This is a genomic window from Pseudomonas izuensis, assembly GCF_002356535.2.
GTDB lineage: Bacteria > Pseudomonadota > Gammaproteobacteria > Pseudomonadales > Pseudomonadaceae > Aquipseudomonas > Aquipseudomonas izuensis.
This window is the reverse complement of record NZ_AP017423.2, coordinates 5,846,596-5,869,169: the sequence shown is the minus strand read 5'-3', so window position 1 is coordinate 5,869,169 and position 22,574 is coordinate 5,846,596. Positions and strand designations below refer to the sequence as shown.

At 58.4% G+C, this 22,574-nt stretch carries 22 protein-coding genes, 4 tRNA genes and 1 pseudogene; 16 read left to right on the top strand and 11 right to left on the bottom strand.

Annotated features, from left to right (window positions below; all coding sequences use genetic code 11):
- Nucleotides 1–81: 81 nt before the first annotated feature.
- The 7 genes from rluD (at nt 82) to LAB08_RS26195 (ending at nt 5,176) form a co-directional block, all read left to right on the top strand.
- Entirely contained in the window at nt 82–1,044 is a 963-nt protein-coding gene (gene rluD / locus LAB08_RS26225; RefSeq protein ID WP_007990414.1) for a 23S rRNA pseudouridine(1911/1915/1917) synthase RluD, read from the top strand.
- Nucleotides 1,041–1,766, top strand: coding sequence for a peptidoglycan editing factor PgeF (gene pgeF, locus LAB08_RS26220; protein ID WP_096515102.1), 726 nt, complete (start codon nt 1,041–1,043; stop codon nt 1,764–1,766). The genes rluD and pgeF overlap by 4 nt, the downstream gene beginning before the upstream one ends.
- A gap of 130 nt (nt 1,767–1,896) precedes the next feature.
- A complete protein-coding gene (clpB, locus tag LAB08_RS26215; RefSeq protein WP_096515104.1) occupies nt 1,897–4,461 on the top strand; it encodes an ATP-dependent chaperone ClpB in 2,565 nt (854 codons plus the stop codon).
- 300 nt (nt 4,462–4,761) lie between these two features.
- Nucleotides 4,762–4,837, top strand: a tRNA-Asn gene (locus LAB08_RS26210).
- 9 nt (nt 4,838–4,846) lie between these two features.
- A tRNA-Pro gene (locus LAB08_RS26205) sits at nt 4,847–4,923 on the top strand.
- A gap of 5 nt (nt 4,924–4,928) precedes the next feature.
- Nucleotides 4,929–5,004: transfer RNA gene (locus LAB08_RS26200), tRNA-Lys, on the top strand.
- A gap of 95 nt (nt 5,005–5,099) precedes the next feature.
- Nucleotides 5,100–5,176: transfer RNA gene (locus LAB08_RS26195), tRNA-Pro, on the top strand.
- A gap of 175 nt (nt 5,177–5,351) precedes the next feature.
- On the opposite strand, the gene LAB08_RS26190 is transcribed toward LAB08_RS26195, so the two are convergent.
- From LAB08_RS26190 to LAB08_RS26175, 4 genes and pseudogenes are all read right to left on the bottom strand, one after another.
- Nucleotides 5,352–6,650, bottom strand: a complete 1,299-nt coding sequence (locus LAB08_RS26190; RefSeq protein WP_096515106.1) for an NAD(P)/FAD-dependent oxidoreductase — start codon at nt 6,648–6,650, stop codon at nt 5,352–5,354.
- 60 nt (nt 6,651–6,710) lie between these two features.
- Nucleotides 6,711–6,884, bottom strand: coding sequence for a DUF3094 family protein (locus LAB08_RS26185; protein WP_007996394.1), 174 nt, complete (start codon nt 6,882–6,884; stop codon nt 6,711–6,713).
- A gap of 51 nt (nt 6,885–6,935) precedes the next feature.
- Nucleotides 6,936–7,070: pseudogene (locus LAB08_RS26180) on the bottom strand (MOSC domain-containing protein); the annotation flags it as partial.
- Between the two features lie 12 nt (nt 7,071–7,082).
- Entirely contained in the window at nt 7,083–7,709 is a 627-nt protein-coding gene (locus tag LAB08_RS26175) for a DUF1780 domain-containing protein (RefSeq protein WP_007970534.1), read from the bottom strand.
- 243 nt (nt 7,710–7,952) lie between these two features.
- Between LAB08_RS26175 and LAB08_RS26170 the strand changes: the two genes are divergently transcribed.
- From LAB08_RS26170 to LAB08_RS26160, 3 genes are read left to right on the top strand one after another with little or no spacing between them, the layout of a single operon-like run.
- Nucleotides 7,953–9,320 (top strand): aromatic acid/H+ symport family MFS transporter, encoded by a 1,368-nt coding sequence (locus LAB08_RS26170; RefSeq protein WP_096515108.1) that lies wholly within the window; start codon nt 7,953–7,955, stop codon nt 9,318–9,320.
- Entirely contained in the window at nt 9,317–10,537 is a 1,221-nt protein-coding gene (locus LAB08_RS26165; protein WP_096515110.1) for a benzoate/H(+) symporter BenE family transporter, read from the top strand. The genes LAB08_RS26170 and LAB08_RS26165 overlap by 4 nt, the downstream gene beginning before the upstream one ends.
- Nucleotides 10,538–10,554: 17 nt before the next feature.
- Nucleotides 10,555–11,823 carry an OprD family porin gene (locus LAB08_RS26160; RefSeq protein ID WP_096515112.1) on the top strand — a complete coding sequence of 423 codons (1,269 nt, stop codon included), beginning with the start codon at nt 10,555–10,557 and terminating at the stop codon, nt 11,821–11,823.
- Nucleotides 11,824–11,831: 8 nt separating this feature from the next.
- Here LAB08_RS26160 and LAB08_RS26155 read toward each other — a convergent pair whose 3' ends face one another.
- A complete protein-coding gene (locus LAB08_RS26155) occupies nt 11,832–12,074 on the bottom strand; it encodes a DUF2790 domain-containing protein (RefSeq protein ID WP_096515114.1) in 243 nt (80 codons plus the stop codon).
- 354 nt (nt 12,075–12,428) lie between these two features.
- Here LAB08_RS26155 and LAB08_RS26150 point away from each other — a divergent pair, with 354 nt between their 5' ends.
- Complete coding sequence (locus LAB08_RS26150) at nt 12,429–13,118, top strand: energy-coupling factor ABC transporter permease (RefSeq protein ID WP_096515116.1); 690 nt, start codon at nt 12,429–12,431, stop codon at nt 13,116–13,118.
- A 51-nt stretch (nt 13,119–13,169) separates the two neighbouring features.
- On the opposite strand, the gene LAB08_RS26145 is transcribed toward LAB08_RS26150, so the two are convergent.
- Nucleotides 13,170–13,508 carry a hypothetical protein gene (locus LAB08_RS26145; RefSeq protein WP_096515118.1) on the bottom strand — a complete coding sequence of 113 codons (339 nt, stop codon included), beginning with the start codon at nt 13,506–13,508 and terminating at the stop codon, nt 13,170–13,172.
- Nucleotides 13,509–13,806: 298 nt separating this feature from the next.
- Between LAB08_RS26145 and LAB08_RS26140 the strand changes: the two genes are divergently transcribed.
- The 5 genes from LAB08_RS26140 to LAB08_RS26120 are packed head-to-tail and all read left to right on the top strand — an operon-like array spanning nt 13,807 to nt 18,820.
- Nucleotides 13,807–15,261: a c-type cytochrome gene (locus tag LAB08_RS26140; RefSeq protein ID WP_096515120.1), complete on the top strand. Its 1,455-nt coding sequence runs from the start codon at nt 13,807–13,809 to the stop codon at nt 15,259–15,261.
- Nucleotides 15,262–15,304: 43 nt separating this feature from the next.
- On the top strand, nt 15,305–17,080 hold the full coding sequence (gene ctaD, locus LAB08_RS26135; protein WP_096515121.1) for a cytochrome c oxidase subunit I: 1,776 nt from the start codon (nt 15,305–15,307) through the stop codon (nt 17,078–17,080).
- The gene (locus tag LAB08_RS26130; protein WP_096515123.1) at nt 17,077–17,769 is read left to right on the top strand and encodes a cytochrome c oxidase subunit 3; all 693 of its coding nucleotides are present in this window, start codon (nt 17,077–17,079) and stop codon (nt 17,767–17,769) included. Before ctaD ends, LAB08_RS26130 begins: the two co-directional genes overlap by 4 nt.
- Before the next feature lie 6 nt (nt 17,770–17,775).
- The gene (locus LAB08_RS26125) at nt 17,776–18,489 is read left to right on the top strand and encodes a heme-copper oxidase subunit III family protein (protein ID WP_096515126.1); all 714 of its coding nucleotides are present in this window, start codon (nt 17,776–17,778) and stop codon (nt 18,487–18,489) included.
- Nucleotides 18,490–18,502: 13 nt separating this feature from the next.
- Nucleotides 18,503–18,820, top strand: a complete 318-nt coding sequence (locus tag LAB08_RS26120; protein ID WP_096515646.1) for a cytochrome C oxidase subunit IV family protein — start codon at nt 18,503–18,505, stop codon at nt 18,818–18,820.
- 56 nt (nt 18,821–18,876) lie between these two features.
- Here the strand turns inward: LAB08_RS26120 and LAB08_RS26115 are convergent, their stop codons facing one another.
- The 5 genes from LAB08_RS26115 to LAB08_RS26095 all read right to left on the bottom strand — a co-directional run bounded on the left by LAB08_RS26115 (nt 18,877) and on the right by LAB08_RS26095 (nt 22,572).
- Complete coding sequence (locus LAB08_RS26115) at nt 18,877–19,431, bottom strand: hypothetical protein (RefSeq protein ID WP_096515128.1); 555 nt, start codon at nt 19,429–19,431, stop codon at nt 18,877–18,879.
- Nucleotides 19,432–19,663: 232 nt separating this feature from the next.
- The gene (gene yacG / locus LAB08_RS26110) at nt 19,664–19,864 is read right to left on the bottom strand and encodes a DNA gyrase inhibitor YacG (RefSeq protein WP_096515130.1); all 201 of its coding nucleotides are present in this window, start codon (nt 19,862–19,864) and stop codon (nt 19,664–19,666) included.
- Entirely contained in the window at nt 19,861–20,484 is a 624-nt protein-coding gene (coaE, locus tag LAB08_RS26105) for a dephospho-CoA kinase (RefSeq protein ID WP_096515132.1), read from the bottom strand. The genes yacG and coaE overlap by 4 nt, the downstream gene beginning before the upstream one ends.
- Nucleotides 20,481–21,353: a prepilin peptidase gene (locus tag LAB08_RS26100; protein ID WP_096515134.1), complete on the bottom strand. Its 873-nt coding sequence runs from the start codon at nt 21,351–21,353 to the stop codon at nt 20,481–20,483. Before LAB08_RS26100 ends, coaE begins: the two co-directional genes overlap by 4 nt.
- A gap of 1 nt (nt 21,354) precedes the next feature.
- Nucleotides 21,355–22,572, bottom strand: coding sequence for a type II secretion system F family protein (locus LAB08_RS26095; protein WP_096515135.1), 1,218 nt, complete (start codon nt 22,570–22,572; stop codon nt 21,355–21,357).
- Nucleotides 22,573–22,574 lie beyond the last annotated feature (2 nt).

Sequence of the window (22,574 nt, the reverse complement as noted above, 5' to 3'; positions counted from 1 at the left end):
ATAGCCTCGGGGCAAAAGACGCCGTATTTAACCACAAGCGCGCAGCCGAAACCAAAGGCTGTGCCGACGCCTAGTCTGAGCATGTCCGATAAAATTGAACTTCGCGCAGAGGTGCCGTCCGAATTGGGCGGCCAACGCCTCGATCAAGTCGCCGCACAATTATTCGCTGAGCACTCGCGCTCGCGCCTTTCCGCCTGGATCAAAGACGGCCGCCTGACTGTGGATGGGGCGGTTATCCGTCCGCGAGACATCGTTCACGGCGGCGCCATTCTTGAACTTACTGCCGAGCAGGAAGCTCAGGGCGAGTGGGTCGCTCAAGACATTGCCCTGGACATCGTCTATGAAGACGACGACATCCTGGTGATCAACAAGCCTGCGGGCCTGGTGGTGCACCCCGCCGCCGGTCATGCTGATGGCACCTTGCTCAATGCTTTGCTGCACCACGTGCCCGACATCATCAATGTGCCCCGCGCCGGTATCGTGCATCGCCTGGACAAGGACACCACCGGTCTGATGGTGGTGGCCAAGACCATTCAGGCGCAGACGCAGCTTGTAACTCAATTGCAGAGCCGCAGTGTCAGCCGCATCTATGAATGCATCGTGATTGGTGTTGTGACGGCCGGCGGCAAGATCAACGCGCCGATCGGTCGACACGGCCAGCAGCGCCAGCGCATGGCTGTGATGGAGGGTGGCAAGCAAGCCGTCAGCCATTACCGCGTGCTCGAGCGTTTCCGCTCCCACACCCACGTGCGGGTGAAGCTGGAAACCGGCCGTACGCACCAGATTCGCGTGCACATGGCGCACATCAACTACCCGTTGGTCGGGGATCCTGCCTATGGCGGTCGCTTCCGTATCCCGCCGGCAGCCAACCCGACCATGGTCGAGTCGTTGAAAAACTTCCCGCGTCAGGCGCTGCATGCGCGGTTCCTGGAGCTGGATCATCCGACCACCGGTAAACGCATGAGCTGGGAGTCGCCGTTGCCGGAAGACTTCGTCTGGTTGCTGACCCTGCTCAAGCAAGACCGTGAGGCGTTCATCGGATGAGTGACTGGCTGATACCTGACTGGCCCGCGCCGGCCGGGGTCAAAGCCTGTGTCACCACCCGTGCGGGCGGCGTCAGTCTGGCGCCGTTCGACAGCCTCAATCTCGGCGATCACGTCGACGACAGCCCCGAGGCTGTCGCCGAAAATCGCCGTCGCCTGACGGATCACTTCGCCATTCAACCGGCCTGGCTGCAGCAGGTCCATGGCATTGCCGTGGCCCATGCCGATCCTGGCCAGGTGGTCACTGCCGATGCCAGCTGGACGGCAACACCGGGCATCGCCTGCGCGGCAATGACCGCCGATTGCCTGCCGGCGTTGTTTTGCGACCGCGCCGGCACCCGCGTTGCGGCGGCCCATGCCGGTTGGCGCGGATTGGCGGCGGGCGTACTGGAAGCGACCCTCGACAGTCTGGCTGTACCACCCGCCGATGTGCTGGTCTGGCTGGGTCCGGCCATTGGCCCGAAAGCGTTTGAAGTCGGCCCGGAAGTGCGCGAAACCTTCGTCGAGCAATTGCCTGAGGCTGCCGAAGCCTTTGTGCCGAGTCAAAACGCCGGCAAGTTCATGGCCGACATCTATAAGCTGGCCCGCTTGCGTCTGGAGGCTCGTGGTGTCACCGCAGTCTATGGTGGCGGTTTCTGCACCGTGACTGATCCTCGCTTCTTTTCCTATCGCCGCAGTCCGATAACCGGACGGTTCGCCTCCTTGATCTGGCTTGAACGCTAGACTTGCCTGACCTGCATCAACGTCCCGACGCTTGAATCTCCCAGAATCGACCACATCTAACCTGGTATCTGGCAGGTTTCTTCATTCAGGATGTTTTATAGGTCCGGCCTGCTCAAAAGGAAGGTGACCCATGCGTATAGACCGTTTAACCAGCAAGTTGCAGTTAGCCCTGTCCGACGCCCAATCCCTGGCCGTCGGTCTTGATCATCCGGCCATCGAGCCGGCGCATTTGATGCAAGCCCTGCTCGAACAACAGGGCGGTTCGATCAAACCCCTGTTGATGCAGGTGGGCTTCGACGTCAACAGCCTGCGTAAAGAGCTGACCAAAGAGCTCGATCAGCTACCGAAAATCCAGAACCCGACCGGCGACGTCAACATGTCGCAGGATCTGGCGCGCCTGCTCAATCAGGCTGATCGCCTGGCCCAGCAGAAGGGCGACCAGTTCATTTCCAGCGAGTTGGTGTTGCTGGCCGCCATGGACGAGAACAGCAAGATCGGCAAACTGCTACTCGGCCAGGGCGTCAGCAAGAAAGCCCTGGAAAACGCGATCAACAACCTGCGCGGTGGCGAGGCGGTCAACGACCCCAACCACGAAGAAGCACGCCAGGCCCTGGATAAATACACCGTCGACCTGACCAAGCGCGCCGAAGACGGCAAGCTCGATCCGGTGATCGGCCGTGACGACGAAATTCGCCGGACCATCCAGGTCCTGCAACGCCGTACCAAGAACAACCCGGTGCTGATCGGTGAGCCTGGCGTCGGTAAGACCGCCATCGCCGAAGGTCTGGCCCAGCGCATCATCAACGGCGAAGTGCCGGACGGCCTCAAGGGCAAGCGCCTGCTGTCCCTGGACATGGGGGCGTTGATTGCCGGTGCCAAATATCGCGGTGAGTTCGAAGAGCGGCTCAAGGCTCTGCTCAACGAACTGTCGAAGCAGGAAGGGCAGATCATTCTGTTTATCGACGAACTGCACACCATGGTCGGCGCCGGTAAAGGCGAAGGGTCGATGGACGCAGGCAACATGCTCAAGCCAGCCCTGGCGCGCGGCGAGCTGCATTGCGTCGGTGCGACCACGCTCAACGAGTACCGCCAATATATAGAGAAGGACGCGGCCCTCGAGCGGCGCTTCCAGAAAGTACTGGTGGATGAGCCCAGCGAAGAAGACACCATCGCGATCCTGCGTGGCCTGAAAGAGCGCTACGAGGTTCACCACAAGGTGGCGATTACCGACGGTGCGATCATCGCGGCGGCCAAGCTCAGCCATCGCTACATAACGGATCGCCAGTTGCCGGACAAGGCCATCGACCTGATTGACGAGGCTGCGAGCCGTATCCGCATGGAAATCGACTCCAAGCCGGAAGTGCTGGACCGTCTGGAGCGCCGCCTGATTCAGTTGAAGGTGGAATCCCAGGCACTGAAGAAAGAAAGCGACGACGCGGCGAAGAAGCGTCTGGAAAAACTGCAGGAAGAAATCGCTCGTCATGAGCGTGAGTATTCGGATCTCGAAGAAATCTGGAACTCGGAAAAAGCCGAAGTTCAGGGTTCGGCACAGATCCAGCAGAAAATCGAACAGTCCCGCCAGGAACTGGAAGCCGCGCGCCGCAAAGGCGACCTGAACCGCATGGCCGAGTTGCAGTACGGGGTGATCCCGGATCTGGAGCGCAGCCTGCAAATGGTCGACCAGCATGGCAAAAGTGAAAACCAGTTGCTGCGCAGCAAGGTGACTGAAGAAGAGATCGCCGAAGTCGTTTCGAAGTGGACCGGTATTCCGGTGTCGAAAATGCTCGAAGGCGAGCGCGAAAAACTGATGAAGATGGAAAGCCTGTTGCACCAGCGTGTGATCGGCCAGGACGAAGCGGTAGTAGCGGTTTCCAACGCGGTGCGGCGTTCCCGCGCCGGGCTGGCAGACCCGAATCGTCCGAGCGGTTCGTTCATGTTCCTCGGCCCGACCGGTGTCGGCAAAACCGAGCTGTGCAAGGCCCTGGCCGAGTTTCTCTTCGATACCGAGGAAGCGATGGTGCGCATCGACATGTCCGAGTTCATGGAAAAACATTCCGTGGCTCGCTTGATTGGCGCGCCACCGGGCTATGTAGGCTATGAAGAGGGCGGTTACCTGACTGAGGCGGTGCGTCGCAAGCCTTATTCGGTGATCCTGCTGGACGAGGTCGAGAAGGCGCACCCGGATGTATTCAACATCTTGCTGCAAGTGCTGGAAGACGGCCGCCTGACCGACAGCCATGGCCGCACGGTGGATTTCAAGAATACCGTGATTGTCATGACCTCCAACCTGGGTTCGGTGCAGATCCAGGAGCTGGTCGGTGATCGTGAGGCCCAGCGTGCGGCGGTAATGGATGCGATTTCCAGCCACTTCCGGCCGGAGTTCATCAACCGGGTCGACGAAGTGGTGATCTTCGAGCCGTTGGCGCGGGATCAGATCGCCGGCATTACCGAGATCCAGTTGAGTCGTCTGCGCAGTCGCCTCACCGAGCGGGAACTGAAGCTGGAGTTGAGCCCTGAGGCCATGGATAAGCTGATCGCGGTCGGGTACGACCCGGTGTATGGCGCACGGCCGCTCAAGCGAGCGATCCAGCGCTGGATCGAAAACCCGCTGGCACAGCTGATTCTCTCCGGCCGATTCATGCCGGGAGAGACGGCGAAAGGCACGGTGGAAAACGACGAAATCGTTTTCAACTGAGCCCAAACGGCAACACAAAAAGGGAGGCCTCGCATTGCGAGGCCTTTTTTTCGCGAGGCTGTTGAATTTAAAGGAAAAGGCTTGTAAAGTGCGCCCCGCAGTAAGTCACCCGCCAGGGTTTCCGCTCCCCAAGCAGGAATCCAAAATAAGTTGCAAATCATTAACTTGAAAGCAATTTAGGGGGTTGACAGAGGTTCTGAAGATTGTAGAATAGCGCGCCTCAGACACACGAACGCAGCGATGCGAACGGGTTGAAGGGAACGCAGTAAAGCTTCAAAGTTGTAAATTGAAATGTGTAGTTCCGTGATAGCTCAGTCGGTAGAGCAAATGACTGTTAATCATTGGGTCCCAGGTTCGAGTCCTGGTCACGGAGCCAATTTCAAACCGGGGTATAGCGCAGTCCGGTAGCGCGCCTGCTTTGGGAGCAGGATGTCAGGAGTTCGAATCCCCTTACCCCGACCATTTTTGGGTCGTTAGCTCAGTTGGTAGAGCAGTTGGCTTTTAACCAATTGGTCGTAGGTTCGAATCCCACACGACCCACCATTTTTGAAACCAGTTAACGCTGGAATCGAATCTTAAGATCAGACGCCAAAAGCTCTGTTCGCAGAAGGCGCCTTTCAAAGGTGCCTTTTTTTTACCGGGGTATAGCGCAGTCCGGTAGCGCGCCTGCTTTGGGAGCAGGATGTCAGGAGTTCGAATCCCCTTACCCCGACCATATTAAAAATCCTCGTATCGAAAGATACGGGGATTTTTTTTGTCAAAAAAATCTCATGCGCACCCAAAAACGACTGTAGGAGCGAGCCTGCTCGCGATAGCGGTCTGCCAGATGACAATAATGTCGACTGTACCGACGCCATCGCGAGCAGGCTCGCTCCTACAGTGGATGTGTATTAGTGCAGTTTGAGTCGCGGCTCAGTCCCACGTCCGATCTTGCTACCGAGCATCAGCATCGCCGTGCGGAACGGTCCGTACAGCGCCATTTGGTGCATGCGGTACAGCGACACGTAAAACATCCTCGCCAGCCATCCTTCAAGCATCACGCTGCCGGTGAGGTTGCCCATCAAGTTACCCACAGCGGAAAAGCGCGACAGGGAAATCAGTGAGCCGTAGTCGGTGTATTTGTATTCAGGCAATGCCTTGCCTTCGATCCGCAGCTTCAGCGATTTGGCCAGCAGCGACGCCTGTTGATGCGCCGCCTGGGCGCGCGGTGGCACGTTGCGGTCGGTGCCCGGTTGCGGGCAGGCCGCGCAGTCACCGAAGGCGAAGATGTTCTCGTCGCGGGTGGTTTGCAGGGTCGGCAGCACTTGCAGCTGGTTGATCCGGTTGGTTTCCAGGCCATCGATGTCCTTGAGGAAGCCCGGTGCGCGAATGCCTGCCGCCCAGACCTTCAGGCTGGCATTGATGACTTTGCCGTCGGCGGTGATCAAGGCGTCGGCCGTCACTTCGCTGACCGCCGCGTTGGTCATGACGTTGACCCCGAGTTTTTCCAGGGTTTTATGCACAGGTCCGCCGATCCGCTCCGGCAGCGCTGGCAACACCCGTGGCCCGGCTTCGATCAGGGTGATGTGCATATTTTCAGGTTTGATCCGATCCAGGCCGTAGGCCGCCAGTTCATGGGCGGCGTTGTGCAACTCGGCGGCCAGCTCGACCCCGGTGGCACCGGCGCCGACGATGGCCACGCTGATTTGCTCGACCGCGTCGGTCTGCCCGGCATGGGCACGCAGGTAGTGGTTGAGCAACTGCTGATGGAAGCGCTCGGCCTGTTTGCGAGTGTCGAGGAACAGGCAGTGCTGCGCCGCGCCCTGGGTGCCGAAATCGTTGGTGGTACTGCCGACGGAAATCACCAGCGAGTCGTAAGGCACTTCCCGCGCGGGCACCAGTTCCAGGCCGGCTTCATCGTACGTGGCGGCCAGCTGGATTCTTTTCCGGGCCCGATCGAGCCCGCTCATGCGCCCAAGCTGGAACTCGAAGTGGTTCCATTTCGCCTGGGCAACGTAGTTGAGTTCATCTTCGGAAGAGTTCAGGGACCCGGCCGCCACTTCGTGCAACAGCGGTTTCCAGATGTGGGTCAGGTTCGCGTCGACCAGCATCACACTGGCCGTGCCACGCTTGCCCAGAGTCTTACCCAGACGGGTAGCCAACTCCAGACCGCCGGCGCCGCCGCCAACGATGACAATACGATGAGTCATGGGGATATCTCGCAAGGCTAAAGGAAATCGGTGCAATTACCCTCGCGAGCGCAATGCTGCTCATAGCGTCAGGTAACTGATAAGTCGGCTCAACAGGCCCAGGCCAATGGTCACTGCCAACACCAGCACCAGGAGCATCCACGGCCGGAAAGGCCGGCGCTCGACTCGGTGCTGGGACAGTTGCAGGTATTCTTCGACATGCTTCTGGTCGTCGGGGTTCAGGCGGCTGGTCATAAAGGCCTCGTCAGGTAGACGTTGCTGAATGTGTTGAAGCTACAGGCTGATTTAATGAACGTTGAACGGAACCTGGCCGCTGTCCGCAATGGGCTCGACGCTCACCGTCTCGTCCAGGCGAATGATGCCACTTTGTATCACTCGGGCAGTGATTGCGCCATGCCCGCGCACGGCCTGTAACGCTCCGGTGCACTGGACTCACAGGCTGATCCCGACGTCGAAAACAATGCTGCGTCCCAGGTTGCTGCGCAGAAAGTCCGGCGCATCCGGATGCGCAAACAGTACGCGGGCAAAGGTCGGTCCTACCAGTGACAGCGAACGCCAGCCCTGGCGCAGGTATTCGGTGGGCGGCGGGAAGTGGCTGTTGAGGTCCAGCACTTCGCGCTTGAGGCTGGCAAAGGCGATGATGTCCAGTTCGCCCAGATCCATGCCGCGTTCTTTGTAGTTGTGCGCTTTTTTGCGCAAGGTCGGCGCCAGCCGCAGCAGGAACTCGTTCGCCGGGATACGCCGGGGCTTGGCCTCACGCCGTACCAGTTGGCTGAGGGAGAAAGCGCTGCGTCGGCGTTGCAGCTCGTCGCGCCATTCGTCGTTGAGGCGCCGGCCTTCGTCGAGGACGAAGAACACCTCGAAACTGGCATCGCGAAACAGCACGTCCGGTGGCTCGCCGGCGGGGGCGAACTCATCGGCGCGATAAGGAATATTCAAGCCTTGCAGCAGGCGCTGGCACACCCAACGCTCCCGCTCCCATTTGCGGGCATTGGACAGGAAGGCGTTGGCTTGCTCGGCCGCGATGGTCAGCAGGCGTAAATAATCTGAGTCATCCATAGGCCCAAGCTTAGCGCTCAAATGTGATCGCAAAGAAAACAGTTTGTCGTAGACGAGCAAAAGCCTGAAGCGACAACCCCGCACCCATCCTTCACCCACGCCCGGTCCAGGGCATTGCACAAAACGGATAGCGATCTGCGCAACGCGGATATTGGCGCGTGCCTGGCGACATTACCCTCGGCTGTACGGGACGTTCGCCGCATTTGCGAGCCTCTTGAAAAACAACAACAAGAGAGAGATGCCATGCGCAAGATCGACGTACATGAGGTTATCGACAACGCACGATTCAACCGTTTTCACTGGATGGTGCTGTTCTGGTGTGCCCTGATCATCATCTTCGACGGTTACGATCTGGTGATCTACGGCGTGGTGCTGCCGATGCTGATGAAGGAATGGGGGCTCAGTCCCCTGCAGGCTGGTGCACTGGGCAGTTATGCATTGTTCGGAATGATGTTCGGCGCGCTGTTCTTCGGCCCGCTGTCAGACCGAATCGGTCGCAAGAAAGCCATCACGATCTGCGTGATGCTCTTCAGCGGTTTTACCGTGCTCAATGGTTTCGCCCGTAACCCCACAGAGTTTGGCGTGTGCCGGTTCATTGCCGGCCTGGGCATTGGCGGGGTAATGCCCAACGTCGTGGCGCTGATGAACGAATACGCGCCGAAAAAAATCCGCAGCACGCTGGTGGCGATCATGTTCAGCGGCTACTCGGTGGGCGGGATGCTATCGGCGGGGCTGGGTATCGTGTTGATTCCGGCTTTCGGTTGGCAGTCGGTGTTTTACGTGGCGGTGCTGCCGTTGATGTTGTTGCCGTTGATCATGTACTTCCTGCCCGAGTCCGTGGGCTTCATGTTGCGTCAGGGGCGCAATGAAGAAGCGCGCGCCATTCTTCAGCGGGTCGATCCGGCGTACATCGCGCAGACCGGCGATCAACTGCACATGAGCGAAGTGAAGGGCACAGGTACCCCGGTGTTGCAACTGTTTCGCGAGGGCCGGGCGCTGCGCACGCTGATGCTGTGGCTGGCATTTTTCTGCTGCCTGCTGATGGTCTACGCCCTGAGCTCCTGGCTGCCGAAACTGATGGCCAACGCCGGTTACAGCCTCGGTTCGAGCCTGTCGTTCCTGCTGGTGCTCAACTTCGGCGCCATTTTCGGCGCGGTCGGCGGTGGCGTACTGGGGGACAGGCTTAATTTGCCGCGCGTCCTGGCGGTGTTCTTCGCCCTGGCGGCGGTGTCGATCACCTTGCTGGGCTTCAATAGCCCGATGCCGGTGTTGTACCTGCTGATCGCCATTGCCGGCGCCACCACCATCGGTTCGCAGATTCTGCTTTACGCCTGCGCCGCGCAGTTCTACTCCATGACCATTCGCTCCACCGGCCTGGGCTGGGCCTCGGGTATCGGACGCAACGGCGCGATCGTCGGTCCGTTGCTGGGCGGTGCCTTGCTCGGGATCAGCCTGCCGCTGCAACTGAACTTCATGGCGTTTGCCTTGCCCGGTGCGATAGCCGCCATCGCCATGACGGTGTTCGCCGTCAGCAGTCGGCGTAGCGCCCGCCAAGTGTTGACGGACGTTGGCTACGTTTCCGCTGACGGTTCTGTCGGCGAAGCTTCATGAGAGCGTTAGCCCGGGATTTTTCCCTGTCAGCGGCCGTCGCCGGATTTATCGCCACGGTGATTTCCTACGCAGGCCCTCTGGTGATCATTTTTCAGGCCGCCAACGCCGCACACCTGTCGCGGGAAGTGCTGTCGTCGTGGGTCTGGGCGATTTCCATCGGCAGCGCCGTGCTTGGCATCGGTTTGAGCCTGCGTTACCGCGTCCCGGTGATCATCGCGTGGTCGGCGCCGGGCTCGGCATTGCTGGTGGCATTGTTGCCGGGGATTTCCATGCCGGAAGCGGTGGGGGCCTATCTGGTCAGCAGCCTGATCATTTTCCTGGTCGGGGTGTCGGGGGCGTTTGACCGGATCATCGGCAAGCTGCCTGCCGCCGTTGCAGCGGCGATGTTGGCGGGGATTCTGTTCAGCTTCGGTACCGGGTTGTTCGTCTCGCTGCAGGGCAAGCCGTTGCTGGTGCTGACGATGTTTGCCACGTACCTGGTGTGCAAGCGGTTGCTGCCGCGCTATGCCGTGCTGATGGTCCTGTTGGTGGGTTGTTCGATGGCATTTCTCGCCGGAGATCTGCACAGCGAAGCCTTGGTCATCGGTTTGGCCACGCCGGTGTGGATCACGCCTGCGTTCAGCCTGAGCGCAACCCTGAACATCGCCTTGCCGCTGGTGATGGTGGCACTCACCGGCCAGTTCGTTCCCGGCATGGCGGTGTTGCGCGCCAGCGGTTACGCAACGCCGTCCGGACCGATCATTGCCGGCAGCGCACTGGGTACGGCGTTGTTGGCGCCGTTCGGGTGCCACGGGCTGAATCTGGCGGCGATTACCGCGGCCATTTGCACGGGCCGCGAGGCCCACGAAGATCCCGGCAAACGTTATGTGGCCGGGGTCGTGGGTGGCCTGTGCTACCTGCTGCTGGGCATCTTCGGTGCCACGCTGGTCTCACTGTTTTCGGCGTTCCCCAAAGAGCTGATCGCGGCCTTGGCCGGGCTGGCACTGTTCGCTGCGATTGCCGGTGCGCTGGCTGGCGCGATGGCGGTGCCGAGTGATCGTGAAGCGGCGCTGGTGACCTTTCTCACCACGGCGTCGGGCATGTCGCTGTTGGGTTTGTCCGCGGCTTTTTGGGGACTGATTTTCGGCATGGTCACTCACCTGTTGTTAAACGCCCGTCGCCTCACCCCTCGCAGCGAAAGCGCTGCGGCCAAGGCGCTTTTACCTGTCGATCAATAAAAATAAGAGAAAAAACGATGAAACAGATTCTTCCAGCAACCGGTTCAGTGTTGTCCATGGCGATCGTCTCGAGTTTATCCACCGGCGCGACGGCCGCCGAGGCTGGCTTCATCGACGACACCACCGCCACCTTGCAAGCGCGCAATTACTACTTCAGCCGGGACTTTTCCGACATCGTCGGGGCGAATCAACAATCGAAGGCCGAAGAGTGGGCGCAGGGTTTCATCCTTAACGTCAAATCCGGTTATACCCAAGGGCCCGTCGGTTTTGGCGTAGATGTGATCGGCCTGCTTGGCCTCAAGCTCGACAGCAGCCCGGACCGGGTCAATACCGGGTTGCTGCCGGTACAGGATGATGGGCGGGCGGCGAATGATTACAGCCGTATCGAGGCGGCCTTGAAGGTGCGTTACTCCAAAACCGAATTGAAGGTGGGTGAGCTGCAACCCAACCTGCCGGTACTGGCATTCAGCGATATTCGCTTGCTGCCTCCCAGCTATCAGGGTGCAAGCATCAGCTCCAGCGAGATCAATGGCCTGACACTGCAGGGCGGACATTTGAATTCGACCAGCCTGCGCAACGAAGCCGGCGACGAAAAAATGCAGGCCATGCTTGGTCACATACCGCAACGTCAGGTCAGCAGCGACGGCTTCAATTTTGCCGGAGCCGATTACGCCTTCAACGATAAGCGCAGTTCGGTCAGCGCCTGGTTCGGGCAACTGGAAGATATCTACAACCAGCGTTTCCTGGGCTTCAAGCACAGCCAGCCGATGGGCGACTGGACCCTGGGTGCAAACCTCGGTTACTACGATTCGCGCGAAGACGGCAAAAAGCTGCTGGGCAACATCGATAACCGGGCGTTCTTTTCCCTGCTGTCGGCCAAGCGCGGCGGTCACACATTTTATGTCGGTTATCAGGGCATGTACGGCGACAGCGCTTTTCCGCGGGTCTTTGCCAACATTTCACCGCTGGGTAACGAAGTGCCGACCTACGAGTTCGCCTTTACCGACGAGCGTTCATGGCAGGCGCGCTACGACTACGACTTTGCGGCACTCGGCATGCCGGGGCTGACCAGTACCGTGCGCTACATCACCGGCAACAACGTCGACACCGGGAAAGGGTTTGAGGGTAAGGACCGTGAACGTGACCTGGATATGGGTTACGTGCTGCAAAGCGGTAGCCTCAAAGGCCTTGGCATCCGTGTGCGCAATGCAATGGCGCGTTCCAACTACCGCAGTGATATCGATGAGAATCGTCTGATTCTGAGTTACACCTGGACGCTGCTATGAGCCGTTGATCACAGATCGCTGGTGCAATCACCCATGACCTCGTAGGTCACGCGACGGGTCTGGCCCTGATGGTCGACATACACCATCGTCGCCGGTACGACGCCGCACGCGGTCGCGGTATTCGACACGGAAACCACTTTGGCGATGTCCAGCGGCTGCGCCGGGTTGTAGGGAGTGGCTGCCGGTTCGTTGGTGGCGGCCATGGCCGAGGTGGCGATGAGGGTCAGAAACAGGGCGGTCAGGGTTTTCATTTTTGTGGGCTCGGGGTTGGATCTGATGCTTTGAAGTTTAGTCTTTGGACCTGGGTGATAAAGGGGCCTGAGGCTGATTCAGCGTTGCAGGAAACGTAACAATCGCGTGATTGACACATCCTTTCAGTGGCTCATTTCCGCCTGTAGGAGCTGGCTTGTCGGACCGCCGCACCGCAGCGAAGGCGGTCTTTGAGCCTTGCATCGACCACCAGGACGCCTTCGCCGGCAAGCCGGCTCCTACAGGTGGGTGTGGCATAGGCAGGCCGTCCCTGCCGCAGCAAAATCGAAGCGCATCCAAAGCCCGGTGTAGACTAAAAAACTATCCCCCTCCCGAAAAAAGGAGCCCACCCCGCCATGATCGGCGCCGAGTTGCTGTCACCCGAATCCCTCACGGTGGGGTGGCTGATCTATGTGCCGGTGCTGATCTGGGCCATTGCGCGGGCACCCTGGGTTGAGCTGTTCAGCGACAGCCGGCGTCAGCATTTACTGTTCGGCACGGTGTTCGCGCTGTTCGTGCTCTGGCTGGTGCGGCGGGATTTCGATACTGGCGTGTCCTATCATTTCATCGGCATGACGGCGGTGACGCTGTTGCTCGACTGGCCACTGGCAATCGTCGGTGGACTGGTGGCGCAAGCGGGGTTGGTGCTGCTCGGTCGTCAGGACATGGCCGCGATGGGCGTGAATGGCGGGCTGTTGATTCTGTTGCCGGTGCTGATCACCGAGTGCTGCGCGATTGCGGTGGAGCGGGCGCAGCCGCGTAATCCCTTCGTGTATATCTTCGTTTCCGGTTTCTTCGCGGCTGCGCTGTCGGCGTTGCTGTGCCTGGTGCTGTCGCTCACGTTGCTGTGGTATGACGAACGCTTCGCCATGCCGTACTGGCTCGAAGACTTTGTCGGTTATCTGTGGCTGCTCATATTTCCGGAGGCATTCATCAACGGCATGGTGGTCAGCGCGCTGGTGGTGTTCTGCCCGGAATGGCTGGAGACCTTCAATCGCACACGCTATCTCTCGGCGCCCTGGAAAGACGACGATCCCGAGTCCTGATCCTTTTGAAATCCGCCAGAGGCGGGCGATCCCATCTCTGTTTCCAGCGTTTCACTCAATCAGTTGATCAATCAAAACGGCGTTGGTGTAGATCAAGCTGCCATCGCTCGCACGGTGTCCGACCAAATGGAACTGACCACGCTCGTGGTGCAGATAGACGCGCATTTGGCAGTCGGACAAGGGGGCGTAGTCCCCTGGCAAGGTCAAATCCAAAGTGCTCATGTCGACATCGACCATGGCTTCACGCTCATGGGTCGTCTGCAGACGTTCTTCTGCTTCTTCCAGGCGCCGATGGAGGGGGCCATCGACGTAAAAGTGAATTTCACCCGTTGGGGTGGACTTTTGGTCGGGGCTGGTTTTGCACCAGCCTTCGATGGTCAGGGCGCTCATGACGAAATCTCCGTCGCGGACTGCTGGATTCTGTGGCTCTTGTCTCTTCAATGCCATCATCTATCTGACTATTACGCCTAGGCAGGGTTCGTCTGCTGTAGTCGCTTCTGGCCGATCTCTGCCATGCGTACTGAGTATAGCTGGCAACCGGATCCCGCTCGCCGACCTCACGGCACAACCTGATGACACTATACTTTTCACTGGCTTTGCCACCTCGGGTGGCTTGTCTGCCCTGCCTGGACGTCAGCGGCGATGCTTGCGCATGACCAATGAACAACAGGAATAGGATGAAGAGAAAATGGCAATAGCAATTATCTTGATTCTAATCGTTATTGGCTCAGTGCTCTTTCATATACTAGCGCCTTGGCATGCAACTCCGGCAGCGTCCAACTGGGGATCAATAGACACCACACTGTTCATCACCCTGATCATCAGCGGAATATTTTTTGTCGCCATCACGGTGTTCATGGCGGTCGCTGTGATGCGTTATCGCCACAAGGAGGGGGCCAGGGCGCACTACCAGCCAGAAAGTAAAAAGTTGGAGTTCTGGTTAATTGTCGTTACTTCGATAGGTATTGCCGCAATGTTGGCGCCCGGCCTGGTTGTTTACAATGATTTCATCCGGGTGCCGAAAAATGCTTATGAACTTGAAGTGGTTGCCCAGCAGTGGCAATGGGCCTATCGCTTTCCAGGCCAGGACGGGAAGTTGGGCAAGTCGGATGTAAAGTTCATTGATTCCCGCAATCCCCTCGGCCTTGATCCCAAGGATCCTGCAGGGCAGGACGATGTACTTGTCATCAATAATGAAGTTCGCCTGCCACTCGATCGGCCGGTGAAAGTTTTACTGCGCTCTAAAGACACTTTGCACGATTTCTATGTGCCGCAAATTCGCAGCAAGATGGACATGGTGCCGGGGATGGTGTCGTACTTTTGGTTTACGCCGACTAAAACCGGGAAGTATGAAGTCCTTTGCGCTGAATATTGTGGCGTCGGCCATTACAACATGCGCGGCAATATGATCGTGGAAGAGCAAGACGTCTTCGATCAATGGCTAAAGGGCCAACCGACGTTTGCACAGACATTAGCGACAGCGGCCAGGCCCAGTCAGGACAGCATGCTGGAAAAAGGCCGTCAGTTGGCCGAAAAATATGGCTGCGGTGCCTGCCATAGCCAGGATGGCAGTACCAGCCTCGGCCCGGGATGGAAGGGGCTTTTCGGCCGCACTGAGCAACTGGCCGATGGCACCAGCGTGCAGGTCGATGAGGCCTACCTGAAAGAGTCGATCCTCACTCCGCAAGCCCGCCTGGTACAGGGCTACCCGCCAGTGATGGTGGCCTATACTCTCAATGACGATGAACTGGGTGCTCTGGTCGCCCTGATCAAATCACTGGGTGTTGCGTCGCAAGCGTCGGGCACGGGTGAGGATCTTGTGGCGCAGGGACAACAGCTGGCGCAATCGCTTGGCTGTCTGGCCTGCCACAGTGTCGATGGTAACAAGGGTGTCGGCCCCACCTGGCAGGGCCTGTATGGCAAGACGGAAACCCTTGCCGACGGTACGGGGATAAAGGTCGATGAGGGCTATGTAAAAGAATCGGTTCTCAATCCCGGTGCCAAAATCGTCAAGGGCTACGCACCCGTCATGCCGGCCTTTGCGCCAAGCGATAAGGAGTTGAACGCCCTGATCGCCTTTATCAAATCCAAAGCGAATGCCGACGCTGACGCGAGCAAGGCTGAGCCAGGGAAGCAGCCGTAAAGTCGCCAGAAATACACTGAAACTTCGGCAGGAGGATGACGTGATGGCCTATGCGGAGCAAGCCGAAACACAAGCACTGCACGAGCCCAAGAGTTTCCTGACCAAATACATCTGGAGCCAGGACCACAAGGTCATAGCCATTCAATATTCCTTGACGGCTCTGTTCGTGGGGCTTATCGCCGTGGTGCTGTCTGACTTGATGCGCATCCAGATAGGCTTCCCCGGCAGTTTGTCGTTCATGGACGCCAGTGCTTACTATCAGGCGATGACCATGCACGGCATGATCATGGTCATTTACTTACTGACAGCCTTGTTTCTGGGGGGCTTCGGCAACTATCTGATCCCGTTGATGGTGGGCGCCCGTGACATGGTCTTCCCCTACGTCAACATGCTGAGTTACTGGTTTTACCTGCTGGCGGTAGTGGTGTTGCTCGCCGGTTTCTTTGTCCCTGGCGGCCCCACCGGTTCAGGCTGGACGCTCTATCCGCCACAGTCCCTAACTCAGGGAACACCGGGGGTGGAGTGGGGCATCGTGCTGATGCTCGTCTCACTGGCGATTTTTATCGTCGCCGCCACCATGGGCGGGTTGAACTACGTCACCACGGTGCTGCAGGCACGTACGTACGGCATGACATTGTTTCGCATGCCGCTCTCCGTATGGGGCATCTTCATGGCCTCGATCATGGCCTTGCTGGCCTTCCCGGCATTGTTTGTCAGTGCGGTCATGATGCTGTTCGACAAACTATTGGGCACCAGTTTCTTCATGCCGGCGATGATCTCGCTGGGGCAGCCGCTCGATCATCAGGGTGGCAGCCCGATATTGTTCCAGCACTTGTTCTGGTTCTTCGGCCACCCGGAGGTCTACATCGTCGCTCTTCCTGCGTTTGGCCTGGTCTCCGACCTGATCAGCACCCATGCGCGTAAAAATATCTTCGGCTACCGAATGATGGTGTGGGCGATTATTGCGATTGGCGTACTCAGCTTTGTGGTCTGGGCGCACCATATGTATGTCAGCGGAATGAACCCGTACTTCGGCTTCTTCTTCGCTGTCACTACTTTGATCATCGCGGTGCCAACTGCGCTGAAAGTCTACAACTGGGTGCTGACCCTATGGCAGGGTGACATTCATTTGACCGTGCCGATGCTGTTTGCCCTGGCCTTTATCGTTACCTTTCTGGTGGGGGGGCTGACCGGGTTGTTTCTCGGCAATGTGATTGTGGATATTCCGCTCTCAGACACCTACTTTGTCGTCGCCCATTTTCATATGGTCATGGGTGTCGCGCCGGTATTGGTGGTGTTCGGCGGTATTTATCATTGGTTCCCGAAAATCACCGGGCGCCTGTACAACGACATCCTGGGCAAGTTGCATTTCTGGATAACTTTCCTGGGCACCTACGCCATCTTCTTTCCCATGCACTATCTGGGCTTCCAGGGCATGCCTCGGCGGTACTACGCCTATGACAACTACGGGTTCATTCCGCAATCAGCGCACGATTTGAATGCCTTCATTACGGTGGTTGCATTGATTGTCGGCGTTTCCCAGTTGCTGTTCGTGTTCAACATGGCCTGGAGCGTATTCAAGGGCAAACCCGCTGGCAGTAATCCCTGGGGCGCGGCGAGCCTGGAATGGCAAACGCCGGACACCCCGCCCAAGCACGGGAACTGGGGAGAGAAGCTGCCGGTCGTGCATCGCTGGGCCTATGACTACAGCGTGCCGGGGATAGAGCAGGATTTCGTACCGCAAACGGTTTCCGCCGAGGCGTTGGAGCAACTGCGACAACACAGTGCCGAAACCAAAATAGCGGACGTTAAAACATGAACAGGCTGTTTTTGAGAAACGCCGACGGTGCTGACCCCGGTGGCAGCTGGAATCGTGGTCCTGAAGGGACCCGGGCCACCGAGGGGGCTGACAGGAGCCACATCGCCAAGACAGGCCTGCGCTTGTTTCTGGCCGTCGTGAGTTCGTTGTTTTTTCTCTTCCTGATTGCCTTTCTCGCCCGCTCGCAAATGGCTGACTGGCTGCCCCTGACAGAGCCCTTGGCGCCGTTGGCCAATCCATGGCAACTCTGGGTGAATTCGGCTTTTCTGGTGTGCAGTTGCATGGCATTGCAGTGGTCGCGGATGGCTGTCCGACAGGCTCGACCGGGACCGACTGTGATGGGCTTTGCATTGGGTGGTGTATTCGCCATTGCCTTTCTGGCGGGACAACTCTGGGTTTGGCAGCAATTTGTCGCCTGGGGCTATTTTGTCGCCAGTAACCCGGCCAACAGTTTCTTCTATCTGTTGACCGGCATGCATGGGCTCCACCTCCTGGGCGGGTTGATTGCCTGGGGTTGGATCGGCACCAAACTCCTGCATCACGTGCCGTTGCCGCAACTCAGCACCAGCGTAGAGCTCTGTGCCATCTATTGGCATTACCTGTTGGGTCTTTGGTTCGTGCTCTTTGTGCTACTGACCAGTACGCCAGAAACCTATGAAACCATCGCCAGACTCTGCGGCCTGAGGTGACAAACCATGGCATCGCATCCTCAAGCCCCGGCCGATTCGGGCTCATCCAATCCAGCAGGTTCGCCGCCTGTACCGGGATGGGAGGGCATCGCCAGCGACTGGTCCTCGGATAAAGACGCTTTCAAGCAGGTCCCCTGGGGCAAGGCGATGATGTGGATATTCCTGCTCAGCGATACGTTCATCTTCACGTGTTTTCTAACCGGCTACATGTCGGTACGCATGACTATCACTGACCTCTGGCCCAATCCCAGTGAAGTCTTTGCATTGACGATTGGCGGTAGGGAAATCCCGCTTATTCTGATCGCCATCATGACTTTTGTGCTGATCAGTAGCAGCGGCACGATGGCCATGGCCGTTAATTTCGCTTATCGCCATGATCGCGCGAAAACCACAGCCCTGATGTTGGCGACCGCTGCCTTGGGTGTGACCTTCGTCGGCATGCAGGCCTTTGAATGGAGCAAGCTCATCGCGGAAGGGGTGCGTCCCTGGGGCAACCCCATGGGCGCGGCGCAATTTGGTGCCAGCTTCTTCATGATTACCGGTTTTCATGGACTGCATGTGTCAATCGGCGCCATCTACCTCAGCATTGTGGCGATGAAAGTATTGCGGGGAGATTATGAGCGCTCCGGAAACTATCAGAATGTCGAGATAGCCGGGCTTTACTGGCACTTCGTGGATTTGGTGTGGGTGTTTATTTTTGCTTTCTTCTATTTGTGGTAGAGGAGCGCGGATGATGGCGCATGCCCAAGGTCAACAGCATCCAATCAGTTTGTACCTCAAAATATGGGGGCTGTTATTCGTCCTCAGTACGATGTCGTATCTTGTCGACTATTTCCATTTTCACGGCTATCTCAGGTGGGCCCTGATTATCACTTTCATGTTGCTGAAGGCAGGTTTGATTGTCTCCATCTTCATGCATATGGCCTGGGAGCGGTTGGCCCTGGTTTACGCCATATTGATGCCACCGTTGTGTCTACTGGTGCTCGTCGGACTGATGGCCACCGAGGCGGACTACGTGTTCCTCAGCCGGGTCATTTTTTTCGGCCAATAAGCAACGTCTGGATGGCCGTAAGCCTCCAGGCGCTGCCTCGCAATCAATTATGGGTTTTAAATCGTTCGCTTGAACTGATGCCATCTATGCAGCCAGGCGACTGTCCAGTGGGGGGCGGCCGTTCCCGTGCCGGCAATGGTCAGTTTTGGATGATGTTCGATGACCTGTTCCAACACCGATTCCTGATTGGGCTCGACATCCACGAAGAAGACATGTTTGCCCGCTTCCACCATCTGTTTGAAGTTGCGGAAGTGAGCGTTTGGCACCTGGATACCAAAGAATCCGCCTTCCCAGATGCAGAAGCCCAGTACAACAACGGCAAGGAAGATAAAAGGCACCCAGCCGGCGGCGGATTCGTGCCAGCCCAGCCAATAGGCGCCGCCAAGGATCAGCGCTGCCAGTGGCACACCGACCACCGCACCAATCTCGCCAGAGTGAACGACATCTTGTTTCATCAGCGAGTTAACTTCGTGAAGATGATGTTCTTCAACATCAGCAACTTTTTCACTGAGCACATGAATTTGTTCGGTGTTGATGCCGTTGGCTTCCAGTTCATTTTCAACGGCTTCAAGATCGTCGAGATTGTCACTGATGTAATAGTGCCGATTCATGCCACACCTCCCATCTCTTGTTGTTGCTGTAGACCTCCTCTGTCCGGCAGCTTTTAACTGAGATTTACCTTCGGTATCGGTGTCCGCGGGGAACGTTGTGTTCTTGCTGCAACCCGAAAGAAGTATAGCACTCGCCATCAGGCGGCTATTTGGAGGGCCAAGAGGCGGGAACGATATAAAAGCCGGCACAATTCATCGAATTCCGACACGCATTGTGCCGGATTGATCGGAATCAGTGACGCGGGTCGAAATCGCCGCTGAACAACTCGTCCTCGGCATCCGGGGCCACCGGAATCTTGTGCTCTTCCGAGGCCCAGGCACCCAGGTCGATCAGTTTGCAACGGTCGGAGCAGAACGGCCGATATTTGCTCTCGGGGCTCCATTCGACAGGGGCGCCGCAGGTCGGGCATTCGACGGTCGGGATCTGGCTCATGACTGGCCTCCACGCAAAGTAAGGTAAAAGTGATGCAGGCGTTCGACCTCGCTGTGCAGCCAGGCAAGGTCGCGATCGTTGACCACGACCTCGTTGGCATGGCTGACGCGATCCTGGCGGCTGGATTGGGCCTTGAGGATCGCCTGGACCTGCTGTTCGCTGGTCTGGTCTCGCTGCAGGGTACGTTCGATCTGTAGCTGTTCGGGGGCATCGATCACCAGCACCCGCTGGGTCATGGCGTACTGGCCGGACTCGATCAGCAGCGGCGAAACCAGAATCGCGTAAGGTGATTTTGCCAGCGCCAGATGATGAGCGATTTCCTCACCGATCAGCGGATGCAGCAAGGCTTCCAGCCAGCGGCGTTCATCCGGCACTTCGAAGATCAGTTTGCGCAGGGCTGCGCGATCCAGCTGCCCGTCGGCCTGCAACACGCCGGGGCCGAAGTGTTCGGCGATCTTTGCCAGCGCCGGCCGGCCCGGCTCGACGACCCAGCGCGCGGCATGGTCGGCATCGACCACGTGCACGCCGAGGTCGATGAAGTGTTGGGCCGCCGCACTTTTGCCACTGCCGATGCCGCCGGTCAGGCCGAGAATCCAGGGTTTTTCCACAGGGGTATTCATTTCAAACCGACAAACTGCCAATAGAAGTCGGTTATTTGACCACCCCAGAGCAAGGCAATCCAGCCGGCAATCGCCAGATAGGGGCCGAAGGGGATCGGTGTCGAGGTTTTTGCCTGGCGCAGGCGCAGGTAAATCACACCGATAATGGCTCCTACAAGGGATGAGAGCAGGATGGTCAACGGCAGAATCTGCCAGCCGCCCCAGGCGCCAAACATCGCCAGCAACTTGAAGTCGCCGTGGCCCATGCCGTCCTTGCCGGTGATCAGCTTGAACAGCCAGAACACCGACCACAGCGCCAGGTACCCGGCAATGGCGCCCCACATCGCGTCATGCAGTGGCACGAACAGGCCGAGGCTGTTGACGATCAACCCCAGCCACATCAGCGGCAGCACCAACATGTCTGGCAGCAGCTGATGCTCGGCGTCGATCAGGCTCATGGTCAGCAGGCCCCAGGTCAGGAGCAGCGTCATGCAGGCTTGCCAGCCGAAACCGAAGTGCCAGGCAATGAACGCCGACAACAGGCCACAGGCCAGTTCAGTCAACGGATAGCGTTTGCTGATCGGCATGGCACAGGCCGAGCAGCGCCCACGCAGAAATACAAAACTGAGCACGGGAACGTTTTCCCAGGCACGAATCCGATGGCCGCAGCCTGGGCACTGGGAGGGGGGCAGCAGCAGGTTGTAGGTGGGCTGCGGCGTTTCCCCGGGCAGCCCGAGGATCTCATGGGCTTGTACGCGCCATTCGCGCTGGAGCATTTTTGGAAGGCGCCAGATCACCACGTTGAGAAAGCTGCCGACCAGCAAGCCCATCAGCCCGGCGATGACGACGAAAACCAGGGGGAAGTGGGTCAGAATTTCGTTCAAGGGCATGTCAGATCGCTGAGCCGAGTTGAAAGATGGGCAAGTACATCGCGACCACCAGGCCGCCGACGATAACACCCAAAACCACCATGATGAACGGTTCCATCAGGCTGGTGAGGTTATCGACCATATTGTCTACCTCGTCTTCATAGAAACCCGCGACCTTGTCGAGCATGGCGTCCAGTGCGCCGGACTCTTCGCCGATGGCGGTCATCTGGATGGCCATGTTCGGAAAAATGCCGGAAGCGCGCATGGAAAAGTTCAACTGCATCCCTGTCGAAACGTCCTGCTTGATGCGCAGCACCGCGCGCTTGAACACGATGTTACCGGTGGCGCCGGCCACCGACTCCAGGGCTTCCACCAAGGGGACACCGGCGGCGAAGGTGGTCGACAGGGTGCGGGCAAAACGAGCCACGGCCGATTTATACATCAGCGTCCCCACCAGCGGCAGCTTCAGCAGCCAGGCGTCGGTTCGATCGCGAAAGCCTTGTGACGTCCTGAAAGCATGGCGTGCACCCAGGATCGTTGCGATCAGCGCACCGAGCATCATCCACCAGCCGTCCTGCATGAAACGCGACAGGCCAATGACCATCACGGTAAAGGCAGGCAATTGGGCGCCAAACCCTTCGAACACCGATTGGAACTGCGGCACTACTTTGACCAGCAGGATCGCGGTCACAACCATGGCGACACACACAACGACCAGCGGGTAGGTCATGGCTTTCCTGATCTTGGCCTTGAGGCTTTCGCTCTTTTCCTTGTAGGTCGCCACCCGCTCCAACAGGGTATCCAGGGCGCCGGCCTGCTCACCGGCATCCACCAGATTGCAGTACAGCTCATCGAAATACCGGGGTTTCTTGCGCAGGGCGGCGGCGAAACTGTTGCCTGCCGCGACTTCCTGTTTGACCTCGTCCACGAGGGTGCGCATGGCCGGGTTATCGAAGCCTTCGGCAATAATGTCGAACGACTGCAACAGCGGCACGCCGGCTTTCATCATGGTCGCCATCTGGCGCGTGAACAAGGCGATGTCCTGGGCCTGGATGCGCTTGCCCATGTTGAACAGCGAGACGGTTTTCTTGCGAACCTTGCCGGGGTTGATGCCTTGTTTACGCAGTTGCGCCTTGATCAGTGCCGGGTTCTGCCCGCTTAACTCGCCGGTGACTTTCGTGCCTTTGCGGTCGGTGCCTTCCCAGGCGTAAATGCTGATTTTCGCTGCTTTGACCGCCATGT

Bases quoted from the DNA above. Each gene is read 5' to 3' on its own strand.
- pgeF (WP_096515102.1), top strand. From the start codon at position 1,041: ATGAGTGACTGGCTGATACCTGACTGGCCCGCGCCGGCCGGGGTCAAA.
- LAB08_RS26160 (WP_096515112.1), top strand. From the start codon at position 10,555: ATGAAACAGATTCTTCCAGCAACCGGTTCAGTGTTGTCCATGGCGATC.
- ctaD (WP_096515121.1), top strand. From the start codon at position 15,305: ATGGCCTATGCGGAGCAAGCCGAAACACAAGCACTGCACGAGCCCAAG.
- LAB08_RS26190 (WP_096515106.1), bottom strand. From the start codon at position 6,650: ATGACTCATCGTATTGTCATCGTTGGCGGCGGCGCCGGCGGTCTGGAG.
- LAB08_RS26100 (WP_096515134.1), bottom strand. From the start codon at position 21,353: ATGCCCTTGAACGAAATTCTGACCCACTTCCCCCTGGTTTTCGTCGTC.
- LAB08_RS26170 (WP_096515108.1), top strand. From the start codon at position 7,953: ATGCGCAAGATCGACGTACATGAGGTTATCGACAACGCACGATTCAAC.
- LAB08_RS26095 (WP_096515135.1), bottom strand. From the start codon at position 22,572: ATGGCGGTCAAAGCAGCGAAAATCAGCATTTACGCCTGGGAAGGCACC.
- LAB08_RS26150 (WP_096515116.1), top strand. From the start codon at position 12,429: ATGATCGGCGCCGAGTTGCTGTCACCCGAATCCCTCACGGTGGGGTGG.
- LAB08_RS26120 (WP_096515646.1), top strand. From the start codon at position 18,503: ATGGCGCATGCCCAAGGTCAACAGCATCCAATCAGTTTGTACCTCAAA.
- LAB08_RS26130 (WP_096515123.1), top strand. From the start codon at position 17,077: ATGAACAGGCTGTTTTTGAGAAACGCCGACGGTGCTGACCCCGGTGGC.
- LAB08_RS26115 (WP_096515128.1), bottom strand. From the start codon at position 19,431: ATGAATCGGCACTATTACATCAGTGACAATCTCGACGATCTTGAAGCC.
- yacG (WP_096515130.1), bottom strand. From the start codon at position 19,864: ATGAGCCAGATCCCGACCGTCGAATGCCCGACCTGCGGCGCCCCTGTC.
- LAB08_RS26145 (WP_096515118.1), bottom strand. From the start codon at position 13,508: ATGAGCGCCCTGACCATCGAAGGCTGGTGCAAAACCAGCCCCGACCAA.
- coaE (WP_096515132.1), bottom strand. From the start codon at position 20,484: ATGAATACCCCTGTGGAAAAACCCTGGATTCTCGGCCTGACCGGCGGC.
- LAB08_RS26185 (WP_007996394.1), bottom strand. From the start codon at position 6,884: ATGACCAGCCGCCTGAACCCCGACGACCAGAAGCATGTCGAAGAATAC.
- LAB08_RS26175 (WP_007970534.1), bottom strand. From the start codon at position 7,709: ATGGATGACTCAGATTATTTACGCCTGCTGACCATCGCGGCCGAGCAA.
- LAB08_RS26140 (WP_096515120.1), top strand. From the start codon at position 13,807: ATGGCAATAGCAATTATCTTGATTCTAATCGTTATTGGCTCAGTGCTC.
- LAB08_RS26155 (WP_096515114.1), bottom strand. From the start codon at position 12,074: ATGAAAACCCTGACCGCCCTGTTTCTGACCCTCATCGCCACCTCGGCC.
- LAB08_RS26125 (WP_096515126.1), top strand. From the start codon at position 17,776: ATGGCATCGCATCCTCAAGCCCCGGCCGATTCGGGCTCATCCAATCCA.
- LAB08_RS26165 (WP_096515110.1), top strand. From the start codon at position 9,317: ATGAGAGCGTTAGCCCGGGATTTTTCCCTGTCAGCGGCCGTCGCCGGA.
- rluD (WP_007990414.1), top strand. From the start codon at position 82: ATGTCCGATAAAATTGAACTTCGCGCAGAGGTGCCGTCCGAATTGGGC.
- clpB (WP_096515104.1), top strand. From the start codon at position 1,897: ATGCGTATAGACCGTTTAACCAGCAAGTTGCAGTTAGCCCTGTCCGAC.